This is a genomic window from Blautia sp. HCP3S3_C12 (assembly GCF_052064155.1).
In the GTDB taxonomy this organism is placed as follows: Bacteria; Bacillota; Clostridia; order Lachnospirales; family Lachnospiraceae; genus Blautia_A.
This window is the reverse complement of sequence record NZ_JBQHWC010000006.1, coordinates 56,931-71,390: the sequence shown is the minus strand read 5'-3', so window position 1 is coordinate 71,390 and position 14,460 is coordinate 56,931. Positions and strand designations below refer to the sequence as shown.

The window sequence follows — 14,460 nt, the reverse complement described above, 5'->3', positions numbered from 1 at the left end:
AATCTGCAGATATCAGATCAGGGATAATAAGTCACAAAGTTATGAGGAGGAATTACAATGGAACAATACAATGTAACCGGAATGAGCTGTGCAGCCTGCAGCAGCAGAGTGGAGAAGGCGGTATCCAGGGTTCCGGGAGTCACATCCTGTTCCGTCAGTCTGCTGACCAACTCTATGGGAGTGGAGGGAACTGCCGGTACAGATGCGATTATTAAGGCTGTACAGGACGCAGGGTACGGAGCCTCTTTAAAGGGGGCATCCGGGGAACAGATATCTGCTTCTGCAGCAGAGGAAGCACTGGAAGATCATGAAACACCTATATTGAAACGAAGGCTCATTGCATCTGTCGGTTTTCTGCTGGTACTGATGTATTTTTCTATGGGACATATGATGTGGGGCTGGCCCCTTCCGGCATGGTTTCATGATAATCATATTGCCATGGGACTGGTACAGCTTCTTCTTGCCGGCATTATCATGGTCATCAACCAGAAGTTTTTTATCAATGGATTTAAAAGCCTGTGGCACGGTGCCCCAAATATGGATACCCTGGTAGCACTTGGCTCTATGGCATCTTTTGTGTGGAGTGTCTATGTGCTGTTTGCCATGACAAGGGCACAGGTGGATGGGGATTCGGCAGCAGTTATGAATTATATGATGGAGTTCTATTTTGAGTCTGCTGCCATGATCCTTACCCTGATCACAGTAGGAAAAATGCTGGAGGCCCGCTCCAAGGGAAAAACCACAGATGCGCTGAAGGGGTTGATGAAGCTGGCTCCCAAAACAGCAGTGGTTGTCCGCGAGGGACAGGAAAGGGAAATACCCATTGAGCAGGTAAAAAAAGGTGATGTATTCGTAGTACGTCCCGGGGAGAACATTCCGGTGGACGGAGTGGTACTTGAGGGAGGCAGCGCAGTCAATGAGGCTGCACTTACAGGAGAGAGTATTCCTGTGGATAAAAATCCTGGAGATGCAGTTTCTGCAGCAACTGTAAATCAGTCCGGATTTATCAGATGTGAAGCTACCCGTGTAGGCGAGGATACTACTCTTTCCCAGATCATCAGGATGGTCAGTGATGCGGCTGCAACAAAAGCTCCTATTGCGAAAATCGCAGACCGGGTTTCCGGTGTTTTCGTTCCGGCAGTTATCAGTATTGCCATTGTTACTATCATTGTCTGGCTGGTTGCAGGAAAAGACTTTGGATATGCACTTGCCAGAGGAATTTCTGTTCTGGTCATCAGCTGCCCCTGCGCTCTTGGACTTGCCACACCGGTTGCCATTATGGTGGGAAATGGTATGGGTGCGAAAAACGGAATCCTGTTTAAAACAGCAGTTTCCCTGGAAGAGGCAGGTAAGGTTCAGATTGTTGCGCTGGATAAAACGGGAACCATCACAAGGGGGGAACCTGAGGTAACTGATATTATTCCTGCCAAAGGAATTTCAGAGGAAAAATTGTTAAGCTGTGCCTATGCCCTTGAGAAAAGGAGCGAACATCCCCTTGCAAAGGCTATAATTGCCGGGGCAGAAGAAAAAGGAATCCCTCTGCAGGAGGTCTCAGATTTTCAGGCTCTTCCCGGAAACGGACTTCGGGCAGTGCAAAACCATGAAGTGATTGTGGGAGGAAGCCTGAAGTTTATCAGTGATCAGGTTTCTGTGGCATCGGAACTGCTCAGCCAGGCAGAAAAACTGGCGGAAGAAGGGAAAACACCCCTTCTCTTTGCAAAAGGCGGGACACTGATCGGTATGATCGCAGTGGCTGATGTTATAAAGGAGGACAGCCCCCGGGCAGTAAAAGAACTGCAGGATATGGGAATCCGGGTGGTAATGCTTACGGGAGATAATGAACGTACAGCCAGAGCCATCGGAGAACAGGCCGGAGTGGATGAGGTGATCGCAGGTGTCCTTCCTGAGGGAAAAGAAAGTGTGATCCGGGAACTGAAAAAATTCGGAAAAGTAGCAATGGTGGGAGACGGGATCAACGATGCCCCGGCACTGACCAGGGCAGATATGGGAATTGCCATCGGTGCAGGAACAGACGTAGCCATTGATGCAGCAGATGTGGTTCTGATGAAGAGCAGGCTCAGTGATGTACCTGCAGCGATCCGGTTAAGCCGCGCCACACTGAGGAATATCCATGAGAATCTTTTCTGGGCATTCTTTTACAACGTGATCGGCATTCCCCTGGCAGCAGGTGTGTGGATCCCTATCTTTGGATGGACCTTAAACCCTATGTTTGGGGCTGCTGCCATGAGTCTGTCCAGCTTTTGCGTAGTGACCAATGCCCTGCGGCTGAATCTGTTTAAAATCCATGATACAGCCGGCGATAAAAGTCTGAAAGAGCCTGCGGACAGCAGAAAGATCCACGAATATGTCAACCACAAATCAGAGAAAGAAAAGGAGAATAAAAAAATGAACAAAATCACAGTAAACGTAACAGGAATGATGTGCCCACATTGCGAGGCACATGTAAATAAGGCAATCAAAACAGCCTTTGGGGTAGAGGATGTGGTATCCTCCCATGAAAACGGAACTACGGTAATCACTACAGACAAGCAGCTGGATGAGGAAAAGATCCGTGAAGTGATCGCAGAAGCCGGATATGAGGTAACCGGTATCCAGAACTGACAGTAAGAAAAATTTTGTATACAATAAGTGTTTTCTGCAAATTTTCTCACCACCCCATCTTGAACCTCCTGCTCATATGTGTTAAACTGAATAAGTTTCAAAAATGTAACTAACTATTACCTGACCATGTTTATACACAGTTATAAAACATATGCTGTGTCAAAAACGTGGTCAGATTTAAGATAAAGGCGGTGTAAGGCCGCATGAATAATAAGGAGCTTTATGAGTAGTAAGAACATGTCGCCGATGATGCAGGAATACTGCAAGACAAAGGAACAATATAAAGACTGCATTCTATTTTACCGTCTTGGAGATTTCTATGAGATGTTTTTTGATGATGCATTGCTTGTCACCAAGGAACTGGAGATCACCCTTACAGGAAAGGATTGCGGATTAGAGGAGAGGGCACCCATGTGTGGTGTCCCTTATCATGCTGCGGAAACTTATATCAACCGTCTGATCGAGCGGGGACATAAGGTGGCGATCTGCGAGCAGGTGGAGGATCCAAAGAAAGCAAAGGGCCTGGTAAAGAGAGAGGTTGTCCGTATTGTAACTCCGGGAACCACTCTGGATGCTGCTTCTCTGGATGAGAGCAAGAATAATTATCTTATGTCCATTGTTTCCATTGAGGAGCATTTTGGCTGTGCCATTGCGGATATCAGTACAGGTGACTGTTTACTGACAGAGGTAGACAAACCGCAGAAGCTTCTGGATGAGATCAATAAATTTGTGCCTGCAGAAATTATCTGTAATGATTCCTTTTATATGTCAAATATTGATACGGATGATTTGAAAAATCGACTGGGAATCTGTGTATTTTCTCTGGATTCCTGGTATTTTGATGATGAATTATGCCGGAGAACCCTGAAGGAGCATTTTCATGTAGGCTCCCTGGAAGGGCTTGGAATCGGAGATTATGACTGTGGAATCATTGCAGCAGGTGCTCTTTTTCAGTATCTGCAGGAGACTCAGAAAACAGCCCTGTCCCATATGGCAACGATCCGTCCCTATTCCGCAGAGAAATATATGCTGATCGACAGCTCCAGCCGCAGAAATCTGGAGCTTGTGGAAACTCTCCGTGAAAAGCAAAAAAGAGGATCTCTGCTCTGGGTGCTGGACAAGACCAAAACTGCCATGGGTGCCCGTACCCTCCGCGGTTATGTGGAGCAGCCGCTGATCGACAGAGATGAGATTGAAAAGCGTCTGGAAGCACTGGAAGAGTTAAATAAAAACGGAATGCTCCGGGATGAAATCAGGGAATATCTGGGACCTGTCTATGACCTGGAACGACTGATCAGTCGTATCAGCTATAAATCTGCAAATCCAAGGGATCTGATCGCCTTTGCTTCTTCTCTGGAAATGCTTCCTTATATTAAACAGGTACTGAAGGAATTTAAAACACCTTTGCTTCAGAAGATTTATGAGGATATGGATCCTCTGGAGGATGTGACAGATCTGATCAAAGGTGCCATCGTGGAAGATCCGCCTCTTGCACAGAAGGATGGAGGGATCATCAAAGAGGGTTATAATGAGGATATAGATAAATTCCGGCGTTCCAGGACAGATGGCAAGAAATGGCTGTCTGAACTGGAAGCAAAGGAGAGAGAACGTACAGGGATCAAGACTATGAAGATCAAATACAATCGTGTATTTGGTTACTCTCTGGAGGTCAGCAACACCTTTAAAAATCTGGTGCCTGAGGAATACATCCGGAAACAGACCCTTTCCAATGCAGAACGTTATATTACCCAGGAGTTAAAAGAACTGGAGGACATGATCCTTGGGGCAGAGGATAAGCTCTATGCCCTGGAATATGAATTGTTCTGTAATGTACGTGATACAGTAGGAAAAGAGGTTGTGCGGATCCAGAAAACTGCCAAAGCTGTGGCTGCACTGGATGTATTTGCTTCCCTTGCCCTGGTTGCAGAACGGAATCATTTTGTCCGCCCAAAGACAAATACCACAGGCGTGATCGATATTAAAAATGGCCGCCATCCTGTTGTGGAGCAGATGATAGAAAATGATATGTTCATCGCAAACGATACTTATCTGGACAGTCATAAGAAACGGGTATCTATTATTACAGGACCGAACATGGCCGGTAAATCCACCTACATGAGACAGACGGCACTGATCGTTTTGATGGCACAGATCGGAAGCTTTGTTCCGGCAGAGAAGGCAAATATTGGCATTGTTGACAGGATCTTTACCCGTGTTGGTGCATCCGATGACCTGGCAAGCGGTCAGAGTACCTTTATGGTAGAGATGACAGAGGTTGCAAATATCCTGAGAAATGCCACTGCCAAAAGCCTTCTGATCCTGGATGAGATCGGACGAGGTACCAGTACCTTTGACGGTCTTGCCATTGCGTGGGCGGTGATCGAGCATATCAGCAATACCAAGCTTTGCGGTGCCAAAACATTGTTTGCCACACATTACCATGAGCTGACAGAGTTGGAGGGAAAAATACCGGGAGTTAATAACTTCTGTATTGCCGTCAAAGAAAAGGGGGACGATATTGTATTTTTGCGAAAAATCGTTCAGGGCGGAGCAGATAAAAGCTACGGAATCCAGGTTGCCAAGCTTGCAGGAGTTCCGGACTCTGTGATCCAGAGGGCGAAGGAGCTGGTAGAGGAGCTGAGCGATGCGGACATTACGGCAGCAGTAAAAGACCTGGCAGCAGCGAAAAAGAAAAAGCCGGTATATGATCAGATGGATATGGCGCAGATGTCGCTGTTCGATACGGTTAAGGATGACGATATTATTGATGAGATCAAGGGCCTTGATATGGGGAATATGACTCCAATGGAGGCAATGAATACACTTTATAACCTGCAGAATAAGATTAAGAACAGATGGTGATAAAAGTTGAGAAAAATTGCAGTATTAGACCAGCAGACTATAGATAAGATTGCTGCCGGTGAAGTAGTGGAACGTCCTTCCTCCATTGTGAAGGAGCTTGTGGAAAATGCCATTGACGCAGGTGCAACTGCGGTAACTGTGGAGATCACAGACGGTGGCAAAAAAATGATACGTATTACAGATAATGGCGGGGGTATGGAGCGCGACCAGGTACCCCTGGCATTTTTGCGTCACGCCACCAGTAAGATTGAAAAGGTAGAGGATCTTGCCAATATTGCTTCCCTGGGTTTCAGAGGGGAGGCACTTTCCAGTATTGCTGCAGTGGCACAGGTGGAGCTGATCACCAAGACCCCTTCCGCATTAAGTGGAGTCCGCTATGTGATCAACGGAGGTGTGGAGCAGTCCTTAGAGGATATGGGGGCACCGGAGGGAACTACCTTTCTGGTACGAAATCTTTTCTATAATACTCCTGCCAGAAGCAAATTTCTGAAATCAGATTCCACAGAAGCCAATTATGTGGGAACATTGATGGAACAGCTGGCCCTTTCCCATCCGGAGATTTCCTTTAAATATATCCAGAATAAGCAGGTGAAACTGCATACTTCCGGAAATTATAATATTAAGGATGTTATTTATAATATATATGGAAGAGATATTACAAAAGCACTGCTTGAGATTTCCTGTGAAAATGATTTTATGAAAATAGAGGGATTTGTGGGCAAGCCGGAGATTTCCAGAGGAAACCGTACCTTTGAAAATTACTATATAAATGGTCGTTTTGTAAAAAACCGGATCATTGCCAAGGCAATTGAGGATGCTTATAAGGGATTTTTGATGCAGCATAAATTTCCTTTTGTTTCCCTGCATATCCAGATGGAGGGAAATGATCTGGATGTAAATGTACATCCAAGCAAAATGGAGGTGCGTTTTGCCAGAGGACCGGAAGTATATGATGCCATCTATGAAGTTATCCATAAGGCTCTGACCCAGAGAGAGATGATCCAGAACGTTCCTTTTGGCAGGGAAGAATCTGTAAAAAAGCATCAGCCGACGGTAAAACCCGGAGATGTACCGGAGCCATTTGAAACCAGACGCCGGGCAAAAGCCCTGGAATATAGTGCTCGGACTGAAAATACGGTTGCCAGAGTTTCCGAACATCCCATACCTGCCAGAGGAACGATCACCATGGCAGAACAGGCAGTACGTGAACAGCAGATTTATCAGACAAAGGATCCATTTACAAAAGCAGAAGAACAGCTTTTTAAAGAAACGCTGAATGATAAGAAAGACAGAACATGTTCCACAAGGCAGCCGGAATCTATAGAGAAAACGATAAAGGAAAATACGGTAGAGGAATCTGCAGAATCAGATTATAATCCTGTATCCAGGCCACAGCAGCTGGAATTGTTTGAGGAAAAACTGCTGGCTCCGGAATCCCGCAGCCGCCACAAGCTGATCGGACAGATTTTTGACACCTACTGGCTGGTGCAGTTTGAGGATAAATTTTTTATTATCGATCAGCATGCTGCACATGAAAAGGTCTATTACGAACGTTTTGTAAAAAGGTTTCGTGAGCAGACAGTAGAATCTCAGTATCTCAGTCCGCCGTTGATTGTATCTCTGAATCTTCAGGAAGAGTCCCTTCTCAAGGCTAACCGTAAGTATTTCCAGGATTTTGGATTTGAGATTGAACCTTTCGGCGGTAAGGAATACTGTATCAATGCAGTCCCGGCCAATCTGTATGGTCTTGAGGAGGAAGAACTTTTTCTGGAAATGCTTGACAATCTTGCCTCTGAGAAAGATAAGGATCCTCTTGGGATTTTTGCTTCCAGACTTGCTACCATGGCATGTAAAGCGGCAGTAAAGGGCAATCATCAGATGTCCAACCAGGAGGCAGACGCACTGATCGATGAACTTCTCACACTGGATAATCCCTACCATTGCCCTCACGGAAGGCCAACCATTATTTCCATGACTAAAACAGAGCTTGAAAAGAAATTCAAGCGTATCGTATAATAAAAGTATCTGACAAAAAGGGAGAGTTGAAAATGAAGAAGCCACTGATCGTTCTCACAGGGCCGACGGCAGCAGGAAAAACACATCTTTCCATTGCACTTGCAAAGGCAGTAAACGGAGAGATCATTTCTGCAGACTCCATGCAGGTTTATAAATATATGGATATCGGTTCTGCAAAGATCCGGCCGGAGGAAATGCAGGGAGTAAAACATTATCTGGTAGATGAGCTGCTGCCGGAGGAAGAATTTCATATAGTGAAATTCCAGCAGATGGCAAAAGCGGCTATGGAGGAAATATATGCAAAGGGTAAGGTTCCCATCCTGGTAGGAGGAACAGGATTTTATATACAGGCAGTCACAAAGGATATTGATTTTACCCAGGCAGACCAGGAAGATGGCTACCGCAGGGAGCTAGAGCAGCTGGCAGCAGAAAAAGGAAATGATTACCTGCACACCATGCTGCAGGAAGTGGATCCTGTCAGCGCAAAGGAAATCCATGCCAACAATGTAAAGCGTGTGATCCGTGCTCTGGAGTTTTATCACCAGAATCAGTCCCCTATTTCTGCCCATAATCAGGAACAGAAAGGACATGAAACGCCCTATAATCTGGCCTATTTTGTGCTGAATGTACCCAGGGAACTTCTCTATAAGCGTATTGATGACCGTATTGATGAAATGCTGGAAGAGGGACTTCTGGAGGAAGTAGAGCAGCTGAAGAAAAGGGGCTGTCATCGCGGTATGGTTTCCATGCAGGGACTGGGGTACAAGGAAATCCTGGCATATCTGGAGGGGGAATATCCTCTGGAGGAAGCAGTCCGGGTTCTGAAAAGAGATACCAGACATTTTGCCAAGCGTCAGCTGACCTGGTTTCGGAGAGAAAAAGAGACGATCTGGATGAATAAAGATGAATTTGATTATAACGAGGATCTGATCCTTGAGAGAATGGTGGAAATCTGTAAAGATAAGAAAATTCTTGACGAACAGATAAAAGATAAAAATATAGAATATTAAGGAATAAGAAGATTATGAAAGAAATGTATGCACAGCTTGGAATCTCCTCTGAAGTTTATGACTTCGGTCATAAAATAGAGGAATCCTTAAAAGAAAGATTTGAAAAATTTGATAAAACTGCAGAATATAACCAGATGAAGGTTCTCCTTGCCATGCAGAAGAACAAGGTAAGCGCAGAATGCTTCGGCAGCTCTTCCGGTTACGGCTATGATGATATTGGCCGTGAAACTCTTGAGAAGGTTTATGCAGACACCTTCCACACAGAAGCATGTCTGGTACGTCCGCAGATCACATGTGGAACTCATGCACTGGCAATTGCCTTATTCGGAAATCTCCGTCCGGGGGATGAACTTCTGGCACCTGCCGGAAAACCATACGATACTCTGGAAGAAGTCATCGGTATCCGTCCGTCAAAAGGCTCCCTTGCGGAATATGGTGTAACTTATCGGCAGGTAGAACTTCTGGAAGACGGAACCTTTGACTATGACAGTATCCGCAAAGCAATCAATGAGAAAACCCGTCTTGTAGAGATCCAGCGTTCCAAGGGATACCAGACACGCCCCTCATTTTCTGTAAAGCAGATTGGGGAACTGATCGCTTTCGTTAAAAGTATCAAACCAGATGTGATCTGTATGGTAGACAATTGCTACGGCGAATTCGTAGATACCATTGAGCCAAGTGATGTTGGTGCAGATATGATCGTAGGTTCTCTGATCAAGAACCCGGGGGGCGGACTTGCACCCATCGGCGGATATATTGCAGGAACGAAAGAATGTGTAGAGAACGCTTCCTACAGAATGACCTGTCCAGGACTTGGCAGTGAAGTAGGTGCAACTCTTGGAGTTAACCGTTCCTTTTTCCAGGGATTTTTCCTTGCACCAATGGTTACCAAAGGTGCATTAAAGGGTGCTGTATTTGCAGCAAATATTTATGAAAAATTAGGATTCCCTGTAATTCCTGATTCTACAGAAGAACGTCAGGATATTATCCAGGCAGTAAGTCTTGGTACACCGGAAGGACTGATTGCTTTCTGCAAGGGAATCCAGGCATCAGCACCTGTGGACAGCTATGTGGATCCGGAGCCGTGGGACATGCCTGGATATGACAGCCAGGTTATTATGGCAGCAGGAGCCTTTGTTCAGGGATCCTCCATCGAGCTTTCAGCAGACGGACCTATGAAACCTCCTTATGCAGTGTATTTCCAGGGAGGACTTACCTGGGAGCATGCAAAGCTTGGGGTACTGATGTCTCTGCAGAAGCTTGTTGATAAAAAACTGGTTACTCTCTAATTATGTGGCCTGAAGGGGCCGGGAGCAGATCATTATGAAGAAAAAACATGTAATCATTGTGGGAGCAGGGGCTTCCGGACTTATGGCCGGAATCATGGCAGCCAGAAATGGGGCTGCTGTGACCATTCTGGAACAGAATGAAAAACCGGGAAAAAAAATCAATGCTACAGGAAATGGCAGATGTAATTATACAAATCTGGCAATGCCTGAAAATGCATACAGAGGAGAACATCCTGAGTTTGTGCAGGAGGCTCTTGCACAGTTTTCTGTGTCTGATACCATAGAGTTTTTCAAAGAGCTGGGAATCTATCCTCTGGACAGAAAAGGCTATCTTTATCCCAGAAGCGGCCAGGCACAGAGTGTGACTGAGGTTCTGTGTATGGAAGCAGTGAATCTGGGAGTGAAGATAAAGACAAATGAAAAAGTAGTATCTGTTGAAAAAGTGGTATCTTCCCAGAAGAAAACAAATGGTTTTCGTGTGCTGACAGAGGGATGGCACTACGAAGGAGACGCCCTGATCCTGGCAAATGGTTCCAGAGCTTCAGTAATTTCCGGCTCTGACGGAAGCGGTTATGAACTGGCCAAAAAGCTGGGACACCATATAGTCCCTGTATGGCCGGCACTTACTGCACTGAAATGTAAGGGGAATTTCTTTAAAACCTGGTCAGGGGTGCGTACAGAGGGGAAAATCACCCTTTTTTCAGAGGGGAAGCCTGTTGTTACAGAGCAGGGAGAACTGCAGCTTACTGATTATGGAGTTTCAGGGATTCCGGTGTTTCAGATTAGCAGATATGCAGTACGGAATATAAAAGAGGGCCGTGATGCAGAAATCACCATAGATTTTATGCCGGAGCTGTCTGCAGATGAATTCCGGGAGCTGCTTTTAAAACGAAAAAGAACCTGCCCCTATAAAAATGACAGAGAACTTCTTATTGGATTATTTCCGGAAAAGCTGATCCGGATTTTTGCCGGACAAAAGGATCTGGTGAGGGCGGTCAAAAGCCTGACCCTTACAGTAACAGACAGTCTTTCTTTTGCCCAGGCCCAGGTATGTTCCGGAGGGGTGGATACCAGGGAGATTCATTCCCGTACTATGGAATCACGTAAATGCAGGAACCTGTATATTACAGGAGAGCTTCTGGATATAGACGGAACCTGCGGCGGTTATAATCTTCAGTGGGCATGGAGCAGCGGGGCAGCAGCCGGTGTACATGCAGCTGCAGACATTTAAGGAGAATGATTATGATTCGAATTTCACAGCTTAAGCTTCCTGTTTCCCATACAAAGGAACAACTTGAAAAAAAGATCGGAAAGGTTCTGAAAAGTCCGTCAGCTTCCTTTTCTTATGAGATCAGAAAACAGTCTCTGGACTGCAGACATAAAAACGATAAAATGTTTGTATATACTATTGATGTAAAAATTAAGGACGAACAGAAAATTGCAAAAAGGGTTAACAATAACAATGTTATGTTAACAATAGAGAAGCCTTATGTATTTCCGGAGCCTGGGCAGGAGCCTCTTTCCTGTTCGCCGGTTGTGATCGGCAGTGGTCCGGCCGGGCTTTTCTGCGGCTGGTATCTGGCAAAGGCAGGCTATAAGCCCCTGATCCTGGAGAGAGGAGAGGAAGCAGACAAAAGGCAGAAAACAGTAGAAAATTTCTGGAAAAACGGTATTCTTGATCCGGATTCCAATGTGCAGTTCGGAGAGGGCGGAGCAGGAACCTTTTCTGACGGCAAATTAAATACTCTGGTCAAAGATCCTTATGGAAGGAATCATGAGGTTCTGAAGCGTTTTGTGGAGGCTGGGGCACCGGAGGAAATCCTTTATCAGCAGAAGCCTCATCTGGGTACTGATGTACTGATTGGGATCGTGGAGAAAATGCGCCATGATATTGAGGCAATGGGAGGAAGTTTCCGTTTTCGCGCCAAGGTTACAGATCTCCATTTTGAGAAGGGTGCGTTAAAGGAAATTCAGGTAAATGACAGGGAAATCATTCCTGCCCAGGTATGTGTGCTGGCTGTGGGACACAGTGCCAGAGATACCTTTGAAATGCTTTACCGCCGCGGACTTTATATGGAACCCAAGGCTTTTGCTGTAGGTCTGCGTATTGAGCATCCCCAGTCCATGATCAATATGGATCTTTACGGTGAGGAGGAAAATGAATTTCTGGGTGCTGCTGCCTACAAGGTAACTCATAAGTGTGAAAACGGAAGAGGGGTTTATTCCTTCTGTATGTGTCCCGGAGGATACGTAGTCAATGCTTCCTCGGAACCAGGCAGACTGGCAGTCAATGGTATGAGCTATCAGGCCAGGGATTCCCGGAATGCAAACAGTGCCATGATTGTCACAGTAACTCCTGAAGACTTTGGCGGAGAAGGTCCTTTACGGGGTGTGGAATTTCAGCGCAAGCTGGAACGGAAGGCCTGGGAGCTTGGTCAGGGTAAAATTCCGGTACAGCTGTTTGGAGATTACTGTAAAAATCAGACCAGTACTGCTCTGGGAGAAGTGGTTCCCTGTATGAAGGGAGAATATGTGCTTGCCAATGTACGTTCTGTTCTTCCCAAGGCAGTGGGAGATTCTATTGAAGAGGGAATCCGTTCTTTCGGAAAAAGGATCACAGGCTTTGACAGGGAGGATGCATTACTCAGCGGAGTCGAAAGCCGTACCTCATCACCGGTCCGCATTACCCGTGACAGTGAACTTCTGTCCAATATACAGGGAGTTTATCCCTGTGGCGAAGGCGCAGGATATGCAGGAGGGATCACCAGTGCAGCTATGGACGGGATTAAAATTGCAGAAACCATTTCTAAAAAATATAGAAATTTCTAGGGGAGAGTGTACATCTCCCCTTTTTTATGCTAGAATATAGGTTACGATTTGCCGTCTGCATTTAAGAGAGCGGTATTGGCGAATTTATGAATCATATTATTAAGAATTTACCGGAAGAACAACGCCCTTATGAGAAATGTTTCAAACAGGGTGAAAATACATTAAGTGACAGTGAGCTGCTGGCAGTGATCCTGCGAAGCGGTACCCAGGGAAAGAATTCTCTGGCACTGGCACAGGAAATTTTACATTTTATGGAAGATTCCGCCTATTGCGGGCTGGCAGGACTGATCCATGTATCTCTGCAGGATCTGATGAGGATTCATGGAATCGGACAGGTAAAAGCGGTACAGCTGAAATGTATCGGAGAACTTTCCAGACGGATTGCCAGAACAGCCGCCAGGCCGCAGCTGGTAATGAATGATCCATCCTCTATTGCTGCTTATTATATGGAGCAGCTGCGTCATGAGGAACAGGAGCTTGTACTTTGCATGATGTCTGATGTGAAAGGACATTTTCTTGGAGATAAGGTGCTGACCAGGGGAACGGTAACCGGTTCACTGGTTACTCCCAGAGAAATTTATCTGGAGGCATTGCGTTATCATGCAGTCAGCCTGATCCTGATCCATAATCATCCCAGCGGGGATCCCACTCCCAGCCAGGAGGACATGGAAATCACTGCCAGGATTTATCAGGCAGGGGAATTACTGGGCATACATCTTCTGGACCACATTGTGATCGGAGACCAAAGATACTGCAGTTTCAGGGAAACCGGTCTGTGGGATGAATGTACAGGATAAAGGGGCAGATATATGCTGTTTGAGAAAACATACGGAATAGATCTGGGTAGCAGCTCTGTAAAGGTCTATTCATTATTTAAAAACAAAAGTTATATGGAAAAAAACATGATCGCATCCAGAGGGCATAAGATCATTGCTGTGGGCAACGAAGCCTATGAGATGTTTGAGAAGTCTCCGGCAGAGGTTGCAGTGTGTTCGCCCATGTCATTTGGAATGATCGCCAATCTGGAACTGCAGGAGATCGTGCTGTACAGTATGATACGCAGGATCGATCACATTCTGGGGGTAGGATCTGTAATGTTTTTTACAGTTCCTCTGGATATGACAGCTGTTGAGAAACGGGCATATTTTAATGTGGCAAATGGATACTGGCTGCGTAAAAACCGTGTCTATATGGTAGAATCTCCCATTGCAGATGCGTTGGCCATGGGAGTGGATCTGGATGATCCCACCGGAAATATGGTTGTAAATATGGGCGCACAGAGTACAGAGATGTCCATCATCACCGGAGGAAGGATTATTATCAGCAAAAAGATACCTATCGGGGGCAGACAGATGAATGAATCCATATGCACAGAGATCCGTAAGCGGTACAATCTTCAGCTGGGAACACGTACAGCCAAAAGACTGAAAATGGTTATGGGACGGCTCAGCGACCAGAGAAAGGGCGTGCGTAAGGTAGTTGGTATTGACTGTATTTCCGGACTTCCCAGAGAAGAGGTGATTTCTTCTTATGTGGTAAATGACGGGATCATGAACTGTGTAAATGAGATCGCTTCCGAAATGAAGACCTTTCTGGAGCGTATTCCTCCTCAGATTTCCTATCATATTGCGAAACAGGGAATTTATATTACCGGAGGCAGCACCAGGCTTCCTTATTTGGACAAATATCTGGCAAGCTATACTGGTTTTACCTTTAATATGTCGGATCTCTATGAGAAATCAGCAGTTTTCGGTCTGGAAAAGATCATTAAGAACAAAGAACTGCGTAAATGGGCAATGCCTGTAAAGCAGAGAAAATTATAAATTTTTAGG

At 45.7% G+C, this 14,460-nt stretch carries 9 protein-coding genes; all 9 read left to right on the top strand.

The features are described 5' to 3' along the window. Positions 1-57 precede the first annotated feature (57 nt). The 9 genes from ACTNDS_RS07440 to ACTNDS_RS07400 all read left to right on the top strand — a co-directional run bounded on the left by ACTNDS_RS07440 (position 58) and on the right by ACTNDS_RS07400 (position 14,451). Positions 58-2,622 (top strand): heavy metal translocating P-type ATPase, encoded by a 2,565-nt coding sequence (locus ACTNDS_RS07440; RefSeq protein WP_441034752.1) that lies wholly within the window; start codon positions 58-60, stop codon positions 2,620-2,622. Between the two features lie 222 nt (positions 2,623-2,844). Beyond that, positions 2,845-5,484: a DNA mismatch repair protein MutS gene (gene mutS, locus ACTNDS_RS07435; RefSeq protein WP_441034750.1), complete on the top strand. Its 2,640-nt coding sequence runs from the start codon at positions 2,845-2,847 to the stop codon at positions 5,482-5,484. Positions 5,485-5,490: 6 nt separating this feature from the next. Continuing rightward, positions 5,491-7,500 (top strand): DNA mismatch repair endonuclease MutL, encoded by a 2,010-nt coding sequence (mutL, locus tag ACTNDS_RS07430; RefSeq protein ID WP_441034748.1) that lies wholly within the window; start codon positions 5,491-5,493, stop codon positions 7,498-7,500. Between the two features lie 32 nt (positions 7,501-7,532). Further along, positions 7,533-8,510, top strand: coding sequence for a tRNA (adenosine(37)-N6)-dimethylallyltransferase MiaA (miaA, locus tag ACTNDS_RS07425; RefSeq protein WP_441034747.1), 978 nt, complete (start codon positions 7,533-7,535; stop codon positions 8,508-8,510). Between the two features lie 14 nt (positions 8,511-8,524). Next, positions 8,525-9,799: an aminotransferase class I/II-fold pyridoxal phosphate-dependent enzyme gene (locus tag ACTNDS_RS07420; protein WP_441034745.1), complete on the top strand. Its 1,275-nt coding sequence runs from the start codon at positions 8,525-8,527 to the stop codon at positions 9,797-9,799. A 34-nt stretch (positions 9,800-9,833) separates the two neighbouring features. Then, positions 9,834-11,030 (top strand): NAD(P)/FAD-dependent oxidoreductase, encoded by a 1,197-nt coding sequence (locus tag ACTNDS_RS07415; RefSeq protein WP_441034743.1) that lies wholly within the window; start codon positions 9,834-9,836, stop codon positions 11,028-11,030. Positions 11,031-11,041: 11 nt separating this feature from the next. Continuing rightward, a complete protein-coding gene (locus ACTNDS_RS07410; RefSeq protein WP_441034741.1) occupies positions 11,042-12,628 on the top strand; it encodes an NAD(P)/FAD-dependent oxidoreductase in 1,587 nt (528 codons plus the stop codon). 86 nt (positions 12,629-12,714) lie between these two features. Further along, positions 12,715-13,425, top strand: a complete 711-nt coding sequence (gene radC, locus ACTNDS_RS07405) for a RadC family protein (RefSeq protein WP_173742877.1) — start codon at positions 12,715-12,717, stop codon at positions 13,423-13,425. Between the two features lie 12 nt (positions 13,426-13,437). Beyond that, positions 13,438-14,451: a rod shape-determining protein gene (locus ACTNDS_RS07400; protein WP_441034740.1), complete on the top strand. Its 1,014-nt coding sequence runs from the start codon at positions 13,438-13,440 to the stop codon at positions 14,449-14,451. Positions 14,452-14,460: the final 9 nt, after the last annotated feature.